The 21257-nt window shown below is 45.8% G+C and carries 21 protein-coding genes and 2 riboswitches; of the genes, 16 read left to right on the top strand and 5 right to left on the bottom strand.

Going from position 1 to position 21257, the window contains the following annotated elements:
• Positions 1-15 precede the first annotated feature (15 nt).
• Complete coding sequence (locus MKX60_RS01270) at positions 16-507, bottom strand: hypothetical protein (protein ID WP_339268511.1); 492 nt, start codon at positions 505-507, stop codon at positions 16-18.
• A 133-nt stretch (positions 508-640) separates the two neighbouring features.
• Positions 641-806, bottom strand: a riboswitch (cyclic di-AMP (ydaO/yuaA leader).
• A gap of 420 nt (positions 807-1226) precedes the next feature.
• A riboswitch (cyclic di-AMP (ydaO/yuaA leader) is annotated at positions 1227-1416 on the top strand.
• A 190-nt stretch (positions 1417-1606) separates the two neighbouring features.
• On the opposite strand from MKX60_RS01270, the gene MKX60_RS01265 reads away from it, so the two are divergent.
• The 6 genes from MKX60_RS01265 to MKX60_RS01245 all read left to right on the top strand — a co-directional run bounded on the left by MKX60_RS01265 (position 1607) and on the right by MKX60_RS01245 (position 9157).
• Complete coding sequence (locus MKX60_RS01265) at positions 1607-2023, top strand: hypothetical protein (RefSeq protein ID WP_076285918.1); 417 nt, start codon at positions 1607-1609, stop codon at positions 2021-2023.
• A gap of 126 nt (positions 2024-2149) precedes the next feature.
• Positions 2150-2227, top strand: coding sequence for a K(+)-transporting ATPase subunit F (kdpF, locus tag MKX60_RS31620; RefSeq protein ID WP_076285959.1), 78 nt, complete (start codon positions 2150-2152; stop codon positions 2225-2227).
• A 12-nt stretch (positions 2228-2239) separates the two neighbouring features.
• Positions 2240-3916: a potassium-transporting ATPase subunit KdpA gene (gene kdpA / locus MKX60_RS01260; protein ID WP_341058925.1), complete on the top strand. Its 1677-nt coding sequence runs from the start codon at positions 2240-2242 to the stop codon at positions 3914-3916.
• 16 nt (positions 3917-3932) lie between these two features.
• On the top strand, positions 3933-5966 hold the full coding sequence (gene kdpB / locus MKX60_RS01255; protein WP_341058924.1) for a potassium-transporting ATPase subunit KdpB: 2034 nt from the start codon (positions 3933-3935) through the stop codon (positions 5964-5966).
• A 55-nt stretch (positions 5967-6021) separates the two neighbouring features.
• Complete coding sequence (gene kdpC / locus MKX60_RS01250) at positions 6022-6630, top strand: potassium-transporting ATPase subunit KdpC (protein ID WP_076300181.1); 609 nt, start codon at positions 6022-6024, stop codon at positions 6628-6630.
• A gap of 202 nt (positions 6631-6832) precedes the next feature.
• A complete protein-coding gene (locus MKX60_RS01245) occupies positions 6833-9157 on the top strand; it encodes a histidine kinase (protein ID WP_341058923.1) in 2325 nt (774 codons plus the stop codon).
• A gap of 201 nt (positions 9158-9358) precedes the next feature.
• On the opposite strand, the gene MKX60_RS01240 is transcribed toward MKX60_RS01245, so the two are convergent.
• Both MKX60_RS01240 and ytxJ read right to left on the bottom strand, forming a co-directional pair.
• A complete protein-coding gene (locus tag MKX60_RS01240) occupies positions 9359-9598 on the bottom strand; it encodes a glutaredoxin family protein (RefSeq protein ID WP_042184561.1) in 240 nt (79 codons plus the stop codon).
• Positions 9595-9921 carry a bacillithiol system redox-active protein YtxJ gene (gene ytxJ, locus MKX60_RS01235; RefSeq protein WP_042123836.1) on the bottom strand — a complete coding sequence of 109 codons (327 nt, stop codon included), beginning with the start codon at positions 9919-9921 and terminating at the stop codon, positions 9595-9597. Before ytxJ ends, MKX60_RS01240 begins: the two co-directional genes overlap by 4 nt.
• 227 nt (positions 9922-10148) lie before the next feature.
• Between ytxJ and MKX60_RS01230 the strand changes: the two genes are divergently transcribed.
• The 9 genes from MKX60_RS01230 to MKX60_RS01185 all read left to right on the top strand — a co-directional run bounded on the left by MKX60_RS01230 (position 10149) and on the right by MKX60_RS01185 (position 18314).
• On the top strand, positions 10149-10871 hold the full coding sequence (locus MKX60_RS01230; protein ID WP_076300144.1) for an SDR family NAD(P)-dependent oxidoreductase: 723 nt from the start codon (positions 10149-10151) through the stop codon (positions 10869-10871).
• 42 nt (positions 10872-10913) lie between these two features.
• Positions 10914-11549 carry a ThuA domain-containing protein gene (locus tag MKX60_RS01225; RefSeq protein WP_076285913.1) on the top strand — a complete coding sequence of 212 codons (636 nt, stop codon included), beginning with the start codon at positions 10914-10916 and terminating at the stop codon, positions 11547-11549.
• Between the two features lie 148 nt (positions 11550-11697).
• Complete coding sequence (locus tag MKX60_RS01220) at positions 11698-12090, top strand: MerR family transcriptional regulator (protein WP_076285912.1); 393 nt, start codon at positions 11698-11700, stop codon at positions 12088-12090.
• A gap of 38 nt (positions 12091-12128) precedes the next feature.
• Positions 12129-12455 (top strand): thioredoxin family protein, encoded by a 327-nt coding sequence (locus MKX60_RS01215; protein WP_042184566.1) that lies wholly within the window; start codon positions 12129-12131, stop codon positions 12453-12455.
• A 215-nt stretch (positions 12456-12670) separates the two neighbouring features.
• Positions 12671-13546: an RNA polymerase sigma factor SigJ gene (gene sigJ, locus MKX60_RS01205; RefSeq protein ID WP_076300146.1), complete on the top strand. Its 876-nt coding sequence runs from the start codon at positions 12671-12673 to the stop codon at positions 13544-13546.
• 85 nt (positions 13547-13631) lie between these two features.
• The gene (locus MKX60_RS01200) at positions 13632-14069 is read left to right on the top strand and encodes a carboxymuconolactone decarboxylase family protein (protein WP_076285910.1); all 438 of its coding nucleotides are present in this window, start codon (positions 13632-13634) and stop codon (positions 14067-14069) included.
• Between the two features lie 181 nt (positions 14070-14250).
• A complete protein-coding gene (locus tag MKX60_RS01195) occupies positions 14251-15993 on the top strand; it encodes a spore germination protein (RefSeq protein ID WP_341058922.1) in 1743 nt (580 codons plus the stop codon).
• A gap of 27 nt (positions 15994-16020) precedes the next feature.
• Positions 16021-17112: a GerAB/ArcD/ProY family transporter gene (locus MKX60_RS01190; RefSeq protein ID WP_341058921.1), complete on the top strand. Its 1092-nt coding sequence runs from the start codon at positions 16021-16023 to the stop codon at positions 17110-17112.
• Complete coding sequence (locus MKX60_RS01185; RefSeq protein ID WP_341058920.1) at positions 17109-18314, top strand: Ger(x)C family spore germination protein; 1206 nt, start codon at positions 17109-17111, stop codon at positions 18312-18314. The genes MKX60_RS01190 and MKX60_RS01185 overlap by 4 nt, the downstream gene beginning before the upstream one ends.
• Positions 18315-18336: 22 nt before the next feature.
• Here MKX60_RS01185 and MKX60_RS01180 read toward each other — a convergent pair whose 3' ends face one another.
• The gene (locus MKX60_RS01180) at positions 18337-19221 is read right to left on the bottom strand and encodes a CHAD domain-containing protein (protein ID WP_341058918.1); all 885 of its coding nucleotides are present in this window, start codon (positions 19219-19221) and stop codon (positions 18337-18339) included.
• Positions 19222-19398: 177 nt separating this feature from the next.
• Here MKX60_RS01180 and MKX60_RS01175 point away from each other — a divergent pair, with 177 nt between their 5' ends.
• The gene (locus MKX60_RS01175; RefSeq protein WP_341058917.1) at positions 19399-20328 is read left to right on the top strand and encodes a lipoate--protein ligase family protein; all 930 of its coding nucleotides are present in this window, start codon (positions 19399-19401) and stop codon (positions 20326-20328) included.
• 71 nt (positions 20329-20399) lie between these two features.
• Here MKX60_RS01175 and MKX60_RS01170 read toward each other — a convergent pair whose 3' ends face one another.
• Complete coding sequence (locus tag MKX60_RS01170; RefSeq protein ID WP_341058915.1) at positions 20400-21179, bottom strand: carbon-nitrogen family hydrolase; 780 nt, start codon at positions 21177-21179, stop codon at positions 20400-20402.
• Between the last annotated feature and the right edge of the window lie 78 nt (positions 21180-21257).

Here is a 21257-nt window from a genome sequence, read left to right as displayed (position 1 = left end):
ACAGTTTTCTCCTCCTTAGGTTTCCAAAAGCTTAAGATCTACATGGTGAATGTCATTAGCCTTCTCTATACAGGCGAGCATTTCAGCTTCATTCTCACAGACTGCGGCATGCTCCAGCCATAGTCTGAATTTCTGTTTGCGTATAACGGATAAATGTAAGGGAAAGGTGTTGCGGGATCTCATTACGTACCAACCGACTGCAACATCTTTCCACGGTTCCTTAAAAGCGGTGAGCCACGGAAAACGTTGGTGTGCTGACCAATCCTGCAGCTGTTGCTTTTCTCGGATACTTTTATATATTTCGTATATAATTGTTCGGTCCATACAGTATTCACAGGTAGATGGGCTGCTGAAATGGCGAAGTGATTCAATCTGCTTCTGACCAAAAGCATAGCCGACAATAGTTCTGTGATGATCCTCTTCGAACCACAACGCTCCAAAGCAAACATAATTTAGACTTATCGGCTCAAGTAGCCCTTGCTGAGTTCCCCAATAATAGTGTTTCATTCCTTTCACCCCGTCCAGCATGCTATCACCCTATAGATTCAGGTAACGCAAAAACCGCAGCAAGAGGAGGACCTCTGCTGCGGTTTTGGAATACAGGTATACACACACCTGTGCCAAAGCGTGGCGGATCAAGGGTCTCTCTCTTTACGCTTACGAGGTTAGCTGTCGGATTCGGACGGTGAGAGTCGCCCTACCTATGTGAGACTTGAACAGTCTCCTTCGGATTCACCCCAAGTAGGCCATGTGGCCTGATGGTTCCCCCGTTCCCTGCAAATGCAGGAACTCAGCGTTGAATGTATTTCGTGAAATAGATTCAACCCGAATCATACTCTTTTCAAGGTGTTTCTGTAAAAACAGAAAGTGTTCTTTTGAGCGCAATTTAAACCAAATCCTGCCTACTACGACGGAAAAGGGAACCAAATAGGTATTTATTGCGAGTTATCGGGCTTCTTCCTCGCTTAATCTCGACTTCTTGTTTTCTTACCTATAAAGGCGATTTTTTGAGATTTCTACATTTGTGGTGAATAAAATCACATGGTATGCCCGCTTTTCGCTAATGGATTAAAACTCGAGTAAACAAGAGATATAGAGAGATTGGATATCAAGTAAGCGCTATCCAACGCGAAAATAGTTTTTAATTTGCATTATTTTGGCATCAATCAGGTTTTACAATTCTTCCTGCATAAGGGTATGATTACTCCTGTTTCAACAACAATCGAATATTTGATCCGCTTAATTTCCGATAAGGAAAGCGGGGGAACCAACAATCGGCAGACGATGTGAGAGTCGGAAGCCGGTTATGGGGTGAATCCTGTAGAAGGTGCGAGTGAGCTCGCATCTATACAGGTAGGGCGACTCTCACCGCCCGAATCCGACAGCTAACCTCGTAAGCGTATGGAGAGAGGATGAGTGCAATGTGACCGCTAGCGAGCCACAGAGGAGAATCCTTTGTGGCTTTTTGCTGTGCTTTTTTAAGCAAAGCATTTATGGAAAACCTCACGAAGAGGTCGTTATATTCATCATTAGCGGTAGCTTTTCTTTCAAGATCAGGGTGATCAAGCTCTGATCTTACAAGCAAAGCATTTGAGGAGAATAAGAGATGACAGATCAGAATGAATATGTACTGGTATGTGCGCCAACGAAGGCAGGCGAACATTTTATTAAGCTTCTAAAATTCAGAGGCATTAAGATGGCCGGATTGACCAACAACTTGCCTGAGAAGGCCCTACTCGAAGAGATGGGGATTGAACAAGTCGTTCTAGTTGATACCCGCCATCAGAATACTTGGTTTCGCCCGCCGTTCCCGGTAGGACGGGTATATCTGTTCGAGAGCAGCTTTACGTTATGCTGCCGCTACATTCAGATGTGCCGCACTTGGACGACGCAGCCGATTTTTGTAATCACAAGCTCAATAAATCCTAGATTGGTCTATAAAAGACTTGGTGCAAGTTATGTAATCTATTCCCACAGTGGTGATGCTGATTTTCTAATCGATAAATCACCTCATCAAGGATAAAAGAAGGAGTGCGGGAGATATGATGGATCTGTATATGGTAGCTTCGTTAGCTGTAATTTACGGGTTGTTTTATGGATTTATGCGCTGGTGCGCAGGTGTAGTTGAGGATACAGGGAGGGATAAGTTGTGATTCTAGTAATCGCTGTTACCCTACTGTTGTTTGTATATCTGGTTTACGCATTGATTCATCCGGAGAAATTTTAAGGAGGGGCATTCATGGGCATTTTGCAAATAGTTGCTGTAATCGTAATTCTTATCTTGCTGGTTAAGCCGATGGGCACGTATTTATATTATGTATTTTCTAATGAACCGAACCGTACGGATCGATGGTTTGGAGGCATGGAAAAAGGAATTTATAAGCTGATCGGCCTGAAAAAACGGGACGGTATGTCCTGGAAGAAGTACGCGCTCAGCTTTGTTTTAACGAATATCGTACTGGTTACTTTCAGCTATATCTTTCTTCGATTGCAGCGGGGTTTACCGCTAAATCCGAATGGAATTGCGGATATGGAACAGACGCTTTCATTTAATACAGTGATCAGCTTTATGACCAATACGAACCTGCAGCATTATAGCGGGGAGACGGGGCTTTCGTATTTTTCACAAATGGCTGTCATCACGATGATGATGTTCACATCTGCAGCGAGCGGATTTTCTGTTGCGGTTGCCTTTGTCAGAGGAATCACGGGACGGAAATCAGTCGGGAACTTCTTCGAGGATTTCGTCAAAGCACATATTCGTGTGTTCATTCCGCTAGCTTTGTTAGTTTCATTGGTGCTGGTAGGACTGCATGTGCCACAAACGCTCAAGCCATCACTTGAAGTCACTACACTAGAGGGCCAAACACAACAAATTGCTATCGGTCCAGTAGCTTCTTTGGAATCGATCAAACATCTGGGCACGAATGGTGGCGGCTTCTTCGGGGCCAATTCATCCCATCCTTTTGAGAACCCTAATCCACTTACGAACGTTCTGGAGATTCTCTCTATGTGGATGCTGCCAGCTTCGCTCCCTTATATGTACGGATTGTTTGCCAAGAACAAACGTCAGGGCTGGGTAATTTTTACCGCAATGATGACCTTGTTTGTTCTGCTATTAAGCCTAAACTTCTATGCTGAATCAAAAGGTAATCCGGCGATCAATGCACTAGGAATCGAATCTTCACAAGGTAGCATGGAAGGTAAAGAGGTGCGCTTCGGCATACCGCAGTCTTCCTTGTTTACTTCAGTAACAACCGCAGCTACGACAGGTAGTGTTAACAATATGCATGATACGCTGACGCCGCTGGGAGGCATTACGCCTCTTGCACTGATGATGCTCAACAATGTCTTCGGTGGTAAAGGTGTCGGACTGATCAATATGCTGATGTATGCGATTCTGGGTGTCTTCCTGTGCGGTCTGATGGTCGGGAGGACACCGGAGTTCCTCGGACGGAAGATAGAGGCCAAGGAGATGAAGCTGATTGCCATTGCGATCCTTGTGCATCCGTTCATTATCCTTGTGCCAACTGCAGCTGCGTTCCTGACCGATTTGGGGCAAGGGGCGATTACGAACACTGGATTCCATGGACTCAGCCAAGTGTTATATGAATATGTCTCTTCTGCCGCGAACAATGGCTCAGGATTTGAAGGACTTGCGGACAACACAACCTTCTGGAATGTTACAACCGGGATTGTCATGCTGCTAGGTCGTTATGTTTCTATTATCGCAATGTTGGCGGTAGCAGGTTCTTTGCTTCAGAAGAAGCCGGTTCCTGAGACGATTGGCACGTTCCGCACAGACAATGGACTGTTTACGGGAATTCTGATTGGTACAGTAGTGATTATCGGTGCGTTGACGTTCCTGCCGGTCATTGTACTCGGCCCCATTGCAGAATATCTAACCTTACGGTAGGAAGAGGGAGAATAAGATGAGTACTGTAAAAAGAAAAAAGCTGCTGACGGGACCCATACTCCTAAGCGCTGTAAAGGATAGCTTTATAAAGCTTAACCCAGTAACGCTAATCAAAAATCCAGTCATGTTCGTGGTAGAGGTCGGTACGATCATTGTCCTCCTCATGGTGCTGGCTCCTGGATATTTTAATGCAGAGCAATCGATAGGGTTCAATATCACAGTGTTGTTCATTCTGCTATTTACAGTGCTGTTTGCGAACTTCGCTGAAGCACTGGCGGAAGGCCGCGGTAAAGCCCAAGCTGATTCGCTTAAGAAAACGAAACAAGATATCACTGCCAACAAACTGGTTGGAGGGTCGGTGAAGACAGTCTCTTCCTCCGAGCTGCGTAAAGGAGATATCGTCATTATCAGTCAGGGAGAACTCATCCCTGGTGACGGTGAGGTGATTGAAGGGCTAGCTTCCGTAGATGAATCAGCGATTACAGGTGAATCCGCACCTGTAATCAAGGAGGCTGGTGGGGACTTTGGCTCCGTTACAGGCGGTACACGGGTCGTCAGTGATGAGATCAAAGTCAGAATTACTAGTGATCCTGGTGAGTCGTTTCTAGATCGGATGATTTCCCTCGTTGAAGGGGCGAAACGTCAGAAGACACCTAATGAAATCGCGCTAAATACGCTTTTGATCAGTCTGACGCTGATTTTCTTGATTGTAGTAGTGACTTTGCGGCCGATTGCAACTTATCTAGGTGTTGATCTTGATATTCCCGTCATGATCGCCTTGTTGGTCTGTCTGATTCCGACAACAATCGGGGGGCTACTCTCCGCAATCGGAATAGCGGGTATGGACCGGGTGACCCAGTTTAATGTACTCGCCATGTCGGGTAAGGCAGTTGAGGCTGCCGGCGATATTAATACGATGATCCTAGATAAGACCGGTACGATTACCTTTGGGAACCGGATGGCGAGTGAATTTGTACCAGTCGGAAATGAATCCGAAGCGGAGCTTACGGCATGGGCGGCCATCAGTTCCCTAAAGGATGAGACGCCTGAGGGACGTTCTGTAATTGAGCTGTCCAAAAAGCTGGAACGCAGCTATGACAGCAAGCTTGCTGAAGGTGGCGAATTCGTAGAGTTTAAGGCCGAAACTCGGATGAGTGGTATTGACCTGCAAGATGGACGCTGCGTACGCAAAGGTGCGGTAGACTCCGTGAAGAAATGGGTACAGTCGAAAGGCGGTGTCATTCCCGCGAACCTCGACAGTAATTCTGATGCCATCGCCCGGATGGGGGGGACCCCGTTAGCGGTTGCGGTAGACAATCGGATCTATGGACTTATTTACTTGAAGGATACCGTTAAGCCAGGCATGAAAGAGCGGTTTGATGAGCTGCGGAAAATGGGGATCAAGACCATCATGTGTACGGGTGACAATCCGCTGACCGCAGCTACGATTGCCCGTGAAGCGGGGGTAGATGATTTCATCGCGGAAAGTACACCTGAGGATAAAATAGCAGTCATTCGCCGCGAACAGAACGAGGGTAAGCTGGTTGCGATGACTGGGGATGGTACAAATGATGCCCCTGCCCTTGCACAAGCTGATGTGGGCTTAGCCATGAATAGCGGCACTACAGCTGCTAAGGAAGCAGCAAATATGGTCGATTTGGACTCTGACCCTTCGAAGATTATTGAGGTCGTGGCGATTGGTAAACAGCTGCTGATGACGCGGGGTGCGTTAACAACCTTTAGTATCGCGAATGATATCGCGAAGTATTTCGCCATTATTCCGGCGATGTTCATGCTCGCTATTCCTGAAATGGAAGCCCTGAATGTAATGGGACTAGGCTCGCCAAGCTCGGCTATAATATCCGCCTTAATATTTAATGCGATTATTATTCCGCTGCTCATCCCACTGGCTATGAAGGGTGTGTCGTATAAAGCTATGAGCTCTACGAAGCTGCTTGGACGCAATATATTTATCTATGGGCTAGGCGGAGTGGTAGTTCCTTTTGCGGGCATCAAGCTCATTGATATGATCGTAAGTGTATGGATTTAACGACGTGTTGACTAATCATTGAAAGGGTGAGAGCATCGTGAATAACGGAAACTCCATGGAGGACACTGAAGAGCAGTTATCATCATCGAAAGGTGCTTATTTCTTTATTATTGTGCGACTAAGTTTAGTATTTATTGTTCTCTGCGGAGTGATCTATCCTCTGACAACTACAGCGCTTGCCCAGGTTCTAATGCCGTCGCAAGCGAACGGCAGCTTGCTTAAGAATGATGCTGGAGTAGTTGTAGGCTCGGAACTCATTGGGCAGAACTTTACGAACCCAGGACTATTTCATGGTCGTGTGTCTAGTATTGAGTATAAAGCAGAAGCCTCAGGGTCCAATAACTACGCTCCATCCAATCCGGATATGCTGCAGCGGACAAAGGATTTCATTACGCAGTGGAAGCTCGATAATCCGGATGTGCCCGTGAACAAATTGCCAGTTGATTTGGTCACCAACTCGGGTTCGGGGCTTGATCCGCATATCACACCAGCTTCAGCTATGGTGCAGATTCCTCGGATTAGCAATTTAACCGGTATTCCTGCATCACAGCTGGAAGAGCTCGTAAATAAGCATACCGAGGGTCGTGACTTAGGGTTGTTTGGTGAAGAACGGGTCAATGTGTTGAAGCTGAACATGGATCTACTGAAACTAGCGAACAAATAAATATAGTAAATGTCCCTGCCAGATTACTAGAATCGGGCAGGGATATCTTGCTTTCTAAAATATAAGAAAGTATAAGTTTCACATTATACATCATCCTTATATTTCTACGAGAAACGGCTGTCATCTTTGAAGGACGACAACGTCGTTTCTTCTTGGAACAGAAGGGTACATGCATGATCGGGGTTATTAAGGAGTGGTCTTGATGGGAACATACCGGAGGAAGACGCCGGAGGAGCTGCTGCTCTCTATCTATGAGCTGCATCGGGGACGTCTGAAGATCTATATCGGTCCGGTCAGTGGGTCGGGCAAAACGTATCAGATGCTGCGTGAGGGCCAGGCGCTAAAAGCGCAGGGAATCGATGTTGTGATCTGTGCGGTTTCGACGAATCAGAGTCCAGAAACTAAGGATCAGCTGGGCGATTTGGAACGGATACCAAGTATTCATTGGTTTCAGAAAGATATAGAGAAGAAGGATCTTGATGTAGCTGCTATTGTGGCACGTAATCCAGAAGTTGTGCTAACCGATGGCTTGGCTCACCAGAATCGCGAGGGTGCGGAGAGGTCTGGAAGACTGGAAGATATCAAATATTTATTGAGCAATGGGATTAGTGTCATTACAACTGTAAATGTATACGAACTGGAGGGTGCTGCGGATTTAGTGCGGAAGTGGACCGGGATTGAGGTAGAGCATTCCCTTCCTGCAGAGGTGCTTACCCTTGCCGATGATATCGTTCTAATTGATGTGACTCCAGAAAAGATACTTCAGCGCTTGTCCGATGGACATTTAGGGAAGCACCAGCAGAGATCGCTTTTTAACAAGGGTAATTTAAGCAAGCTGCGGGAGCTGGCACTTCGGATGGTTGCTGAGGATGTTAATGATTCGCTGGAGAAACACCGGGAAGAACAAGGGTTGCAGGGAGCTTCGGGGATCGCAGAAAAGGTGTTGGTATCTGCGCAGTATTATTGGAACGGCTCGATCCATATCCGACGTGGACAGCAGATTGCCAAGCGGTTAAATGGGGATCTGTCAGTGGTGTCATTCTGGAAGCAGGGTCTCACCCTTTCTAAGGAAGCAGCTACCTTTAAGCGTTCCCTCTGGAAGCTGACCGAGAAGATTGGTGCCTCTATGGAGGAGATCACCTTTCGCTCGAAGCGGGAGATCCCACGTCTGTTGGTAAAATACGCGATCGAACACAATATTACCCGAATCGTTATGGGACACTCCAAGCAGACCGCTTGGCAGGAATTATGGAAAGGCTCAATCGCTAATTCGTTACTGAAGCAAATCCGAGGTGTGGATGTGTTCTTCGTGGCGGATCGCGCAGACCGTGAGGGAGAACGTGTACTTCCAACCCGGCAGACTCGTAATGAACGGAAAGCGGATGCCTATCACAGGTTAAGCAGTCAGGAAGTAAAGGATAAAATCGATGCGATTCGCGGAGGAACCTTTAAGGTATACATTGGGGCTGCTCCCGGTGTGGGCAAGACTTACAAGATGCTGCGTGAAGGGAACGATCTCTTGAAGAGAGGGATCGATGTCGTGATCGGACTCCTGGAGACACATGGCCGCAAAGAAACCCTTGAACAAATCGGCGAATTGGAGACCCTTCCGCGTCTACGTATGGAGTACCGCGGGACTGTCCTTGAGGAGATGGATACGGCAGCAATTATTAAGCGTAATCCAGAAGTTGTGCTTGTGGATGAACTTGCTCATACCAATATGCCAGGCAGCAAACATAAGAAGCGGTATATGGATGTTATGGAGCTGCTGGATGCGGGAATATCTGTGATCTCTACCGTGAATGTGCAGCATTTAGAAAGTCTGAATGACGCCGTAGAGCAAATTACAGGAGTTAGAGTAAGGGAGACTTTTCCGGACAGCATTCTACAGCGGGCAAATGAGGTAGAGCTTATCGATGTATCACCCAAGACGCTTCAAGAGCGAATGAAGGACGGAAAAATATATGCCATGGCCAAGGTGGATCAGGCGCTGGGGGCTTTTTTCAAAATCGGGAATTTGATCGCCCTTCGGGAGCTGGCGTTGCGGGAAATTGCTGATGATGTTGATGAAAGGCTAGAATCTTGGGAACGTGTTGGTTCGTTACGGGGACCTTGGCGGCGTCAGGAAGTTATATATGTGTGTATCACCTTGGGGGATCATGCGGAGCGTTTAATTCGGCGTGGTTTTCGGATTGCATATCGTCTAAAAGCTTGCTGGTATGTTACGTATGTGCAGGAATTTAAACAAAATGGACCCGTATATGATAAACGTATAAATGATTTAAAGGAATTGACGGAACGACTGGGTGGAACGTTTAAGATGATTGAGAGTGGGCTCCCCGCCCGAGTGGCGTCCTTGCTGCTTGAAAGATCTCAAGCTTTGCAGAGCACTCAGATTATTATCGGTCAATCACAACGCTCATGGCTGCGAAAAAGTATTCGCGGCGATGTTACCAAGCAGATTCTGCGTTCTGCCAGAAACGTGGATGTGCTGGTCGTGGCAGATCTCATACGTGAGGAAGCATAGACTATGACTAACAAGTAAAAACGCCTTCGGCGTCCCTAAAGGACGGTAAGCGTTTATGCGAGAAATATAAGGATAATGTATAGCATGAAAATTATAGATTCTTATATTTTGAAAAAGGGTACCTTCAAGCCGATTGGCTATGAGGATACCCTTTTTTGCAGCTATGAATTACATCATGTACTGAATAGTTTAATGGCTTAATTATTGGGCAGCTTCGATGAGTGCTTTGAGCGCAGGAAGATTAAATCCCTTGATCGCTTGATCCCCTGCTACAGTGACAGGAACACCCATGAATCCAAGCTTCTCAACTTCCTCTTGATAGACTGTGCTGGTCATAACATCTCTTACTTCAAAAGGGACACCCTGCTCCGTAAGATAATTTTTAACCAAATTACAGTCACTGCACCCTGCGGTTGAATAGACAATCACTGGCTCACTCATTGGTTCACAGCCTCTTTGATAGCATCTCTTGTAATTTTCCAGTGGGAAGTGTTCCAGCGAACCTCATTGTCCTCAAGCAGGAAGAGTTGTGGAGATTCATGTTTGATGCCAAAATCCTCAGCAATTTGATTGGAAACGGGACGATCCTCGATGACTAAGACCACTGCAGCGGCAGTATCCGCATCCTTTAGATAAGCCTGAAACTCTTCATTAGCTTTAGCACTAATCGGGCAGGTCGTGCTGTGTTTGAACAGCAGCTTCTTGCCAGGCTTAGCTACATATTGCTCAAGATCCTCCAGCGTATGGAGTTGTTGAATAGACATAGATATCACCCTCCTGGGATCGTTATTTTGCTAACAATTGTGTTGTTAACAACCTGTAATCATGATTGTAACATATATCAAAATTAAAACAAAAAGGATTCTAAAAGGCTTGCACAAGAGGCGATATACCTGAAACCAATCGCGTTGAAAAAAAGAGTACAGCATGCTAAGGTGAAAAGAAGCAACATGCCTAACCATATCGCTACGAGATAGGAGTGTTCAGAAGAATGAAGAGAGTTGCATGTGTAACTGGAGCTGATCGGGGGCTCGGACTGTCGCTTGTACGTTCGTTGCTGGCCAAACAGTTCTCAGTATTTGCAGGACAGTTTTTAAAAGAATCGGAAGATTTGAAAGCGCTTAAAGAGCAATATCCTGAACAGTTGGAGCTTATCCCCCTAGATATCAGCAATAAAGATAGTGTGAAGCAGGCTGCAAGAGTGATAGCCAGTAAAACTGGATATGTCGATATGATTATTAATAATGCAGGTATTATTCGTTCTGCTGATAATGCTACTGTGCTGGTGGAGCTGGATGATGAAGGCATGGCAGAAATATATAATGTAAATACGCTTGGCGCGTTAAGAGTCAGCAATGCACTGATGGGACTATTACTACAAAGTGAGGATAAATTAATCGTCAATATTTCATCGGAGGCAGGCAGTATTGCCCGAAATAAGCGTATCAACATGTATGGCTATTGTATGTCGAAGGCAGCACTGAATATGCAATCCTCCTTGATGCACAATCATCTGAGAACGCTTGGCGGTCAAGTAATGGTGTTCCATCCTGGCTGGCTGCAGACTTATATGCATGGTAAGAAGGATGAGCAAGCGGAAATGACTCCTGAACAGTCCGCGGAGCAGATTATCGACCTTGTTCTGGATTATAAAAAATATATGGGCGAGGAACCAGCCTATCTGGATACGGATGGCAGCTCATGGCCGTGGTAGAACGGATATTTCAAAATAGATAAGAAGAAAGGCGCTGATAACATGTCTACACTAAAAGCACTCGCACTCGGAAGCTACTCGGAGGTTAAATATCACCCCTTTGCTGGCGTGGACCGGGAGATCGAACAAATCCTTGCGAATGACTTACAGGTTTTCTCTTCAGAGGATTATGCACTTCTCAATAAAGAAACGTTGTCTGACTACAAGCTGGTAATCTCCTACACTGAATTTTCTGATGACAAAATCCCCGCGGAACAAAGTGGTGCTTTGCTATCTTATGTGGCTGGCGGGGGCGGACTACTAGTGGTACATAACGGAATTTCCTTACAGCGCAATCAGGAGCTTGGTGCTATGCTGGGCGCACATTTCACCCATCATCCAGAGTATACTTCGCTGCAGATGTCCATACCCGCACGAGAGCATCCCATTATGCAGGGAATTGAAGAATTTGTAATTGAGGATGAGCCGTATTATTTTGAGATGCATCCTTATTTCGAAACAACGGTGCTCGCTGAATATTCTCATGAGGGAGCTATGCGCCAAGCGGCTTGGTGTCACGAATTTGGCTTGGGCCGGGTTGTTTATTTAATGCCAGGGCATCATTTACCATCATTCTCAGTAGAACCATTCCGCGAAATGATTCGTAGAGGTGGGCTTTGGGCAGCAGGATTATTGTAGAATATAAGCGGCGGATATACTTGTTGTAAGATTATAAATGAGTCCAACTGTGGGATAACTACGGTTGGATTTTTTTTGTTGACTCTTACATTGATGTCAGGGTTTATACTGGTGTAGAACAATTCTCATGAACCCCGGGGAGATTGCTATGAAAATAGGTGAGCTTGCTAAACTGACGGGCGTAAGCGTCCGTTCAATTCGTTATTATGAGAGTCAGGGATTAATTTCGCCGATCCGTCAGGCCAACGGATATCGGGAGTACTCTCCGCTCGCTGTGGAGACGGTAGAAACGATAAAATTATATTTGAACCTGGGTCTGTCCACAGAGCAGATCGCGGGCTTTCTACATTGTGTTTTGAAGAACAAAGAAGCTTTCTGCGCAGAAGTGATGCCACTATACCGTAGCAAGCTTGAGGATATTGAACGTCAGCTTGTAGAACTGAATCAGATCAAACGCAATTTGGAAGAAAGAATGGCCTCTATCTTGCAAGAGCAGAACGAGAGTAGTTTAGAGGCATGTACACTGGAGAGTTTGGAGTAGGTACTGCTGGAGTTGAAAACTTTGAGGAGGAATGACAAATGGCTATTACAAATGCAGATAGCGCTGATTGGGTACGAGCAGAGATTCGCGGTGGTGGAACGGTTTTGGTAGATTACGGTGCGCCATGGTGTCCCCCTTGCAAGGTGCTGTTGCCTCTTTTGGAAGATCTTCATCAGGAATATGGAGACGATGTCTCTATTGTGAAGGTGAATTGTGACGAATTGCCGGATCTGGCTGGGGAAGCTGGTGTTATGGGGATGCCTACAGTCATTGTATATAAAGATGGGCAGCCAATGGAAAAGTTGGTTGGCTTACGTCCGATAGCAGCCTACCAAGGGATATTGAACAAGGTTATTCTAGCATAGGGAATTGGAATTTAGTTGTATTTTGATGCTATATTAATCTCAAGCTGAGAAGGCATTAAGAAGCCTCATCCGGATATTTTCCTGCGTGCACTAAATAGGCTAGACATGAAGCCCTAGGAGAGCGTCTACATTGTTGATCATCCGCTGAACGATGTAGACGCCGCGGTGAGCCGTGACGGTATGAAAGGCACAGCTTTGGAAGGAGTCTAGCACGTATGGATTTTCAGGTCGCATATACCAACTATCACTCTCTGCTGAAAGCAATCGCTTACCGTATGACCGGCTCTATAGCAGATGCAGAGGACCTCGTTCAAGACGTATTCATCGAGTACAGCAAGCTACAAACAATAGATATCACCCATCCGAAAGCTTACTTAATCCGTATGACAACAAATCGTTGCATCAACTATATGCAATCCGCTCGTATAAGGAGAGAGCAATATGTCGGCACATGGCTGCCGGAACCGCTCGTCAGCTTTACGAATGGAGGCGGCGATAATCCTGCTGATCTTTTCGATCACGATGAAAATGTATCCTACGCCCTGCTCGTCATGCTGGAACATTTATCGGCTGTCGAGAGAGCCGTCTTCATCTTGCGCCAATCCTTCGCTTTCGAATATAGCGAAATTGCCGATGTATTAGGAAAATCAGAAGCCAACTGTCGAAAAATATTTAGCCGCGCTAATGATAAGCTGCATCAACAATCGCCAGTTCTGCCAAACAACACGGCTCAGGCAACACCTCTTGCGACAGCATTCCTCGCAGCTGCTCGAGGCGGGAACGTCGATGCGCTTGTCAGCCTGCTGACCGAGGACGCGCTGCTTACGTCGGACGGCGGCGGTAAAGTTCGCGCAGCGATCTTCACTATTACGGGCAGAGATCGTGTTCAAGCTTTCATTGGAGGCGTCATTACGAAGGGATTCCTCGGAGATTCGCAAAGGATGGTGCTACTTAACGGCCAGCTGGGCATCGTCATCTATCGGGATGGCCGGCCGCTTAAGACAATCAGCTTCCAGCTTGATGCGGCCGGGGAGCGGATCGAGCATATTTATATCGTACTCAATCCCGATAAATTACAACGAATGGGGTAACCTGTCACAAACGGAGCTTTTGCATTGTCTTATTAGTGAAACAATCAAAAGATAACCGGTCTACAGCCGGAGAGGAGCTATCCCCATGGAACAAAGAATGGATCTGGCCGGTGAAATTCCAGCCGCATACAAAGCGATGATGGGTCTTGAAGCGTTCGTACAATCGACAGGCATGGAGAAGTCGTTATTGGAGTTAATCAAAATCAGAGCATCACAAATTAATGGCTGCGCCTTCTGCATCGATATGCATACGAAGGATGCCCGCAAGGCAGGCGAGTCGGAACAGCGCATCTACATGCTGAACGCATGGCGTGAAGCGCCGTTCTACAGCGACGAGGAGCGTGCAGTGCTTGCGCTGACCGAATCAGTTACACTCGTGACGCAAGGACATGTACCGGACGATGTCTATTCGGAAGCGGAGCGCCATTTCGATACTAAGCGACTTGGCGAGATCATCATGGCAATTGTTACAATCAATGCATGGAATCGCATCGCGATCACCACTCGCATGATGCCGCAATAAACTTTAATTACGTCAGCCGAACGTCCAAAGCTAGCATCCGACACTTTACAGATACAATAGAGGTATAAGAACATATGAAGTTTAACTTAGGGAGACCCCATACTGTGGGGTCTTTTTTGTATGCATGAATTATCCATCTTCGGTAAAAAATACGGTCACAGCTATAAAGGAGGTGTTAGGGGTGTGGAATGAGGTAATAGAATTAATTCCAAGTTGGGGTGTGGTTTTCCAAGGGATTATGATTTTCTGTGTCCCTTTCTTCCTGCTTCGTACAATAAGCTGGGCTAAAGCTAAAGAAGACAGGATAACGACTAGAGCGGAAAAAGCTACTGGCAGCAAAGGTGGAGGTGTTTCTTCCGTAGAAAACTCTGGAGAAACAAGCATTTTAGAAGGGCCGGTGAAGCAGTCTAGCTCGAATGTAGTAACTAAGGATAAGGGGAAAAGAATAACTTATAGTGGCCATTTTGAGGATGATTTGCAGAAATTCAGAGAGATCAGCGCCGATATGCATGATGTGAATGTAAGGGAGTTGCGAATCGGAAGCATAAAGACAAGAGCAGCACTTTTTTACGTAGACGGGCTAACGGACAAAGACAAAATGGATCAGAATATATTGAAGCCGTTAATGAATGCGTATCAGCCTTTTAAGGATATGAATTCCGTACCGGCTGCGAAAGATCTACAAGATATTCTCATCCACGAGATCCTGCTTATCTCGGAAGTTGAGCTTACGGATAATGCATACCTCTCCCTTCAGAAGGTGTTATTTGGATCTGCCGTGCTGCTCGTGGAGGGGATATCAGAAGTTTTTGTGCTTAGTAGTCCAAAGGGGGCTACAAGAGGGATTCAAGAGCCAGAATCTGAAGCAGTCTTACGGGGCTCACGGAGCGGATTTAATGAAACTTTAAGCGACAACACGGCAATGCTGCGTAGACACGGGCAGAGTACGGAGCTAGCGATGATTTCTTTTACTCTAGGAAAGAGAATGCAGAAGGAACTCATCTTAACCTATATCAAGGATATTGCGAATGATGAGCTTGTAGAAGAGGTTAAACGAAGAATTAAAACGATAGATATAGATGATGTTCAAGAATCTGGTTATGTCGAACAATTGATTGAAGATAATAGTTATAGTCCCTTCCAGCAGATTCAGAATACAGAAAGACCAGACCGCGTAATGGCAGCACTCCTGGAAGGAAGAGTAGCTATCTTAATTGATGGTACTCCCTTCGCGTTGATTATGCCGGTTACCTTCGGGATGTTACTGCAATCTCCAGAGGATTATAACGATCGCTGGATGGTAGGGTCGCTGCTACGTCTGTTACGTTTTTTTGCGGCAACGATATCACTGTTTGCGCCGGCACTATATATCTCCTTTCTCTCGTTCCAACCCGGATTGATTCCAACGAAGCTGGCCATTTCCATTATTGCCTCCAGGCAAGGCGTTCCCTTCACTGTATTAATCGAAGCATTGATTATGGAAACCTCGATTGAAATTTTACGGGAGGCTGGACTTCGTTTGCCTAAACCTATCGGTCCGGCGATGGGGATTGTCGGCGGTTTGATCATCGGCCAGGCCGCGGTAGAAGCAGGAATCGTGAGTCCAATCCTAGTCATTGTAGTATCAATTACTGCTGTTTCTTCCTTCTCTATGCCAATGTATAGTGCTGGGATGACGCTTCGTATGCTCCGGTTTGCGGCTATGTTTTTTGCAGCAATCTTTGGATTATACGGAGTGGTACTTTTTTTTCTTTTGCTTAGTAGTCATTTAATTAAGCTGAAGAGTTTTGGTGTTCCCTATCTTGGTCTGGCAGTCCCGAATAGAACAGTCAATTGGAAAGATTTTATATTCCGTATGCCTTTGCAATTTTTAACCGGGCGGCCTACATTGTTGAAACCCAAGGACCCTTTGCGTAAAGGGTGAAAAGTCTAGGTGAAGGAGGAAGAGAACATGAGCGCCGAGGTAAAGGATCGAATAACTGCTGTTCAAGCGACGATCATTCTAGCCAATTATACGATTGCGGCAGGGGTACTTACGCTTCCTCGGACCATTGTAGAGGCCAGTGGTAGTCCAGATGTATGGATAAGTATTTTTTTAGGGGGATTAATCTCCTTTCTGTTAGGCTTGATCATTGTGAAACTTAGTCAAAGGTTTCCAGGCCAAACTTTTTTTCAATATATCGGGAAGATCATCGGCAAACCACTCGGAGTGGTTCTCTCAATAGGAGTCATTGGGTATTTTCTCAGTATTGCCGGCTTTGAGATACGTTCGGTGCAGGAAGTGACCTCTTTTTTTCTACTGGAAGGAACACCTCCTTGGGCGATAGTGGCTGCTTTTATATGGATCGCCTTCTATTTATGCAGAGGAGGAATTAATGCGATCACTAGCATGTGCAGACTTATTGTTCCGATTACCTGGACAGTGTTTCTGGGGGTTTGTCTGCTAAGTTTCGAAGTTTTTGACCTCAATAATCTACTTCCAGTACTGGGAGAGGGAATGGAACCCGTATGGAAAGGGATCAGGCCAACCATCCTGACCTTTACAGCTGGTGAAGCGATGCTGTTCGTTGTTGCTTTTATGGACAAGCCCCAAAAAGCAGTAAAGGTAATTATAGCCGGAACCTGTATATCGACGATATTTTATGTCCTGGCAGTTGTAGCAACCTTAGGTGCCTTTTCTATAGATGGAGTTCTCACAAGAACCTGGCCGTTTCTCGATCTTGTACGTAGCTTTGAGGTGAACTATCTCATCTTTGAAAGGTTTGAGTCGTTGTTGCTGGTGATCTGGATTATGCAGATCTTTTGTACCTTTTGTGTTGCGATTTATGCAGCGGCGTTAGGTTTGTCTCAAATCATTCATAGAAGCTTCAAAAGCTGTTTATTGGCATTACTTCCGGTTGTTTATATAGTTTCTAGGATTCCTCCCAATGTGAATGCTTTGTTTGCTTTAGGATCAGGCATTGGTGATTTTATGCTTATTTTATTCGGAGTGCTTCCTTTACCATTATTAATCATCACATACTTCCGGAGGGCTGCTTCATGAAAAAATGGAGGTTGTGGATCGTACTCACTGTACTATGTTCTCTGTTATCAGGCTGCTGGAGCAGCGTACCGATCGAGGAATTAAACATGCAGATTGGTGTTGCACTGGACAGTGCGGAGGAGTCAGGAGGCGAGGAAGTAGCTAATCCGGAAGGTGGGAGCCATAAGAAGCCTGAAAAAATAATAAGTACCTATCAATTTACGATTCCACAAGGATCGGGAGGCGCCGTCATGAAGTCTTCTGCCAGTTCCTCTTCCTTTAAGAATTACTATAATATGAGTGAAACTAGCGATTCTATCTTTGAAGCGATGCGGCAGCTTTCACTGCGTACTAGACGCACTCCGATTGGTCATCATTTAAAGGTTATTGTGATTAGTGAAAAACTCGCGCGTTCCAATAATCTTACTAAACTCATAGATTTCTTTACTCGGGATAATGATATCCGTCCGAGTGTTATGTTATTTGTCAGCAAGGGAATGGCCAAGGATGTATTGGAAAATGCACTGCCGGGTCAGACTCCTGCATTTGTACTTGAAGGGATATTCAATAACAGAGACCGTAATATGGGGATATGGGAGCCGGTAACTTTGGCCAAAGTAGTTGGTCCGTTGCAAGCAAAGAAAAGCTTCTTATTGCAAAATGTTATTCCTATAGATCATGAGACAAAGCTATCAGGAGCAGGTGTAATCAACGGGGAAACGGGAAAGCTTGTTGGCTTTTTGGATGAGTCGGAGTTGGAGGGGATGGCCTGGCTGACCGGGAAGGGGCTAGGAGGAGTGCTTAAGACGTATAATCCGGATAACAATGACCTCTTAACCTATGAGGTTAAAACCATGCATAGCAAGATCAAAGCCAATGTGAATAATGGTCAGATCTCTTTTAACGTGAAAATAACATCTACAGGTAGATATGCTGAGGTCTTTGCCGAGAAAGCGAAGAAATTACACGACGGAATTGTAAAGAAGGATAAAGCCTTGCTGCAGAAGCGTGTCCTAGAAATAGTGCAAACTACTGTAACAAAGATGCAGAAGGAACTGCATACCGAAGCTGCCGGTTTCGGCACCAGTCTACATAATCAGCATCCAGCCGTATGGCGGAGCGTCAAGGATAACTGGGACGAAACCTTCAGCCAAATTCCGATTACCTATGAAGTAAATGTGAATATAGAAGAATACGGCGCATCAGATACAACGGCTGAATAAAGAGGTTATAAAAGATTCAGAGTTACTTTATTTGATGTGTGAGCGGTATGACATCATTTTGGTGCAGTGCATCGAGTACCTCGGTTTTTAATTCTTCAGTAAAGGTATTCCATGTTTTTTTGCCGACATTCAGCTCTTCTCGCCCAATAGCATTTAGTGTTTCCAGCCATAGGCGTTTATCGTTAATTAGCCCGAGTTGATCTTGAATCTGCTTATATATTTCCTCATGGGCATGAAATTTCTGATTTAACGCAAAAGAGGCTGCACTAGCGGTATATCGCAGTTCCTTAGCAGCCATCCTCAGCTCATGCAGTGAGTCGAAGGCTGCTTCTGATTCGGCATCTTGTCCACGAAATATAGCCTTGCAAGCTTTTTTCTTCTGCTCGTAAGCTACCTCAAGTTCGCGCATGACAACGTTGGCATCTTTTTTCGCTACCAGGGCCTCTAGCTGTTCACTTAGGAAAGCTTTCCACTTCTCATCCAGATCCTCATTGATTAGCTTAGGTAGCTCATCGGCCAGCTTTTTACGATAAGTTTTGCGCTTGTCCTTTTGGTGGTCGATCACAGCCTTCAACAGTTCTGCTGTCTTTGTATCGCCGTTTTCCTTGGCGTGTTTACGTTTAGTCTTGAACGATTCAATCAGAACGTCTGCATCTCTGACCTTGCCTAATCTCTTTTGGGCTTTTTCAAATAGGGGGTATAGCCCTAGAGTATGACCAGGGTCGAGAATGGAAAGCAGTGTTAACAGCTTACGGCAGTTCACTCTTGCTTGGTGAATGTCCTCGTCATCGAATTTGCTAATTGCATCATGGCAGTAATCCCAGAAATCAATATACAGCAGGTTAAGTGCCTGTTCCCATTGTCTTGTCTTGGTTAACTGTCGTTCCTTCATCACTTCCACTGTCATGCGGCATCACTCCTTAACGTTGTGTATAGCATGAACCTAAGGCTACCCCCTATTCGAGCTGGGGCATGTTCGTATACTATAAGGATAGCGTTATCATAACCTCATTTCAATTCTGATTTCGACTAGCGAGGCAGAACGATTACAATATCACGGATAATACGGGAAAGAGGGGAATCGGTGGATACTCGGGAGTACGATGCAATGATCAATGGATCTGTTGATAGAAGTAAAGAAGTCATCGGACTTCCTGCAGAAATGGGACTTTTTCAGCATCTAATCTTAAAGGATGACAGGATAGGTGAGGAAACAGGGGGCATTGGGGAGATGTTGATCCCGTTCGCCTTTGAAGAGACCCTTTGTAGGGATGTCGGAGCGGGACTTGTTCCTCCTAGTCTGCACCTATGGAGTCATTCTGGGGGTGTTGTGCTCGGCCTACGGGACAGCAAGCTTCCGAACGCGGCCCAAGCGATGGCTAAGTTGGAGCAGCGAGGCATTCGTACAGCGGTGAGACATTCCGGTGGTGCTGCGGTGCCTCTGGATGATGGAATTGTTAATGTTTCGCTAGTTCTCCCCAAAGGACGCGGAAAGCTGGACTTTCATGATGACTTTAGGCTTCTGGCTTCTCTGATCACTGAGGCAGTTGCTATGAGTCATCCACAGGCTGCGGCTCAAATTGAGGCTGGTGAAATTGTTGGTTCTTACTGCCCGGGGGACTTCGATTTGGCGATCGGTGGGCGGAAATTTTGCGGCATTGCTCAGCGCAGACAAAATAATGCCTATTTTGTACATGCATTTGTAGTGGTTTCGGGTTCGGGACAGGAACGTGGTGAACTTATTCATAAATTCTATGAGCAAGCCTCTGGAGGAGACTCAGCATTATCTTATCCACGGGTTCGTCCAGAGACGATCGCTGGGCTTGGCGAACTAGGTGGACCGAATGCGACTGAAGTATTTGCCGAAGGTATTAGACAAGCATTAGCCCACCGTGGAGTGGCGCTTAAATCCTCTGACAGGCTACAGCAGGAGACCGGATATTTCCTAGACTATGAAGATCCGCGTGTTCTGGATGCTGCGCGAGTTCTGCATGAACGTTATGCCCAAGGATAAATGGATATTGAGCATCGTTAAGAAGGACGTAACGGAAATCTGGCGAGAGGCCAGCATCTGTTACGTTCTTTTTAATCATATAAGTCCGGACGTCTGTCTGCAAAAATCGGGATTTGTGCTCGAATTTCACGCACCATATGTAAATCGATATCCCCCGTTAGGATTTCTTCCCCTTCAGAAGCTTCACATAAAATATCTCCCCAAGGATCAATTATCATAGAATGCCCAGCAAAGGTATTGTTAGGATCGCTTCCTGCACGGTTGCAGGCTACTACATAACATTGGTTCTCGATCGCTCGGCTGATCAGTAGTGCACGCCAATGTGATAGCCTGGATAATGGCCATTCTGCACTGACAAACAAGATTTCTGCGCCTTGTGCGGTATGGGCACGAACCCATTCTGGAAATCGGATATCATAACAGATTAATCCGGCACATAACGTGCCCTCCAATGTGAAGAGGCCTTTGTCTTCTCCAGGCTGCAAATATAGATGTTCATCCATTAGCTGAAACAAATGTAGCTTACTGTATTCGCCAACGAGTTCGCCAGTTCGATTAAATACAAACATATGATTAGTTACACCGGAGGCGTTCTTGCTAGCGACTGAACCAGCGACGATATTGATGTTGTATTGTCTTGCTAAGCTGGAGATGAATTCCTTGGTAATTTCTCCTTCTGGATCGCCAATATCTTCTAGTCGGGTAAGATCATAGCCAGTGGTCCAAAGCTCAGGGAGAATAAGACAGTCGGGGGCTGTGGCGGCCGCTACACTAATTTTATTTGCTACAGCAGCATAATTCATATCGGGTTTGCCAAATGCTATATCCAGCTGAATCAGGGAGATTCTCATAGGATTCCTCCTTTTTGTTCAAGACTATAGCACCATAAGAGGATAAGCAATATTGATTTTTAAAAAATGATTTGATAT

This window comes from Paenibacillus sp. FSL R5-0914 (assembly GCF_038004525.1).
GTDB lineage: Bacteria > Bacillota > Bacilli > Paenibacillales > Paenibacillaceae > Paenibacillus_AQ.
The sequence above is the reverse complement of the archived record's forward strand: the minus strand, read 5'-3'. Positions and strand labels throughout refer to the sequence as shown.

Coding starts and splice junctions, on each gene's coding strand:
- MKX60_RS01215 (WP_042184566.1), top strand. CDS start 12,129: ATGGCTATTACAAATGCAGATAGCGCTGATTGGGTACGAGCAGAGATT.
- MKX60_RS01240 (WP_042184561.1), bottom strand. CDS start 9,598: ATGAGTGAGCCAGTGATTGTCTATTCAACCGCAGGGTGCAGTGACTGT.
- kdpB (WP_341058924.1), top strand. CDS start 3,933: ATGAGTACTGTAAAAAGAAAAAAGCTGCTGACGGGACCCATACTCCTA.
- MKX60_RS01245 (WP_341058923.1), top strand. CDS start 6,833: ATGGGAACATACCGGAGGAAGACGCCGGAGGAGCTGCTGCTCTCTATC.
- MKX60_RS01200 (WP_076285910.1), top strand. CDS start 13,632: ATGGAACAAAGAATGGATCTGGCCGGTGAAATTCCAGCCGCATACAAA.
- kdpC (WP_076300181.1), top strand. CDS start 6,022: ATGGAGGACACTGAAGAGCAGTTATCATCATCGAAAGGTGCTTATTTC.
- sigJ (WP_076300146.1), top strand. CDS start 12,671: ATGGATTTTCAGGTCGCATATACCAACTATCACTCTCTGCTGAAAGCA.
- MKX60_RS01180 (WP_341058918.1), bottom strand. CDS start 19,221: ATGACAGTGGAAGTGATGAAGGAACGACAGTTAACCAAGACAAGACAA.
- MKX60_RS01185 (WP_341058920.1), top strand. CDS start 17,109: ATGAAAAAATGGAGGTTGTGGATCGTACTCACTGTACTATGTTCTCTG.
- MKX60_RS01265 (WP_076285918.1), top strand. CDS start 1,607: ATGACAGATCAGAATGAATATGTACTGGTATGTGCGCCAACGAAGGCA.
- MKX60_RS01220 (WP_076285912.1), top strand. CDS start 11,698: ATGAAAATAGGTGAGCTTGCTAAACTGACGGGCGTAAGCGTCCGTTCA.
- MKX60_RS01230 (WP_076300144.1), top strand. CDS start 10,149: ATGAAGAGAGTTGCATGTGTAACTGGAGCTGATCGGGGGCTCGGACTG.
- MKX60_RS01270 (WP_339268511.1), bottom strand. CDS start 507: ATGAAACACTATTATTGGGGAACTCAGCAAGGGCTACTTGAGCCGATA.
- kdpA (WP_341058925.1), top strand. CDS start 2,240: ATGGGCATTTTGCAAATAGTTGCTGTAATCGTAATTCTTATCTTGCTG.
- ytxJ (WP_042123836.1), bottom strand. CDS start 9,921: ATGTCTATTCAACAACTCCATACGCTGGAGGATCTTGAGCAATATGTA.
- MKX60_RS01170 (WP_341058915.1), bottom strand. CDS start 21,179: ATGAGAATCTCCCTGATTCAGCTGGATATAGCATTTGGCAAACCCGAT.
- MKX60_RS01190 (WP_341058921.1), top strand. CDS start 16,021: ATGAGCGCCGAGGTAAAGGATCGAATAACTGCTGTTCAAGCGACGATC.
- MKX60_RS01225 (WP_076285913.1), top strand. CDS start 10,914: ATGTCTACACTAAAAGCACTCGCACTCGGAAGCTACTCGGAGGTTAAA.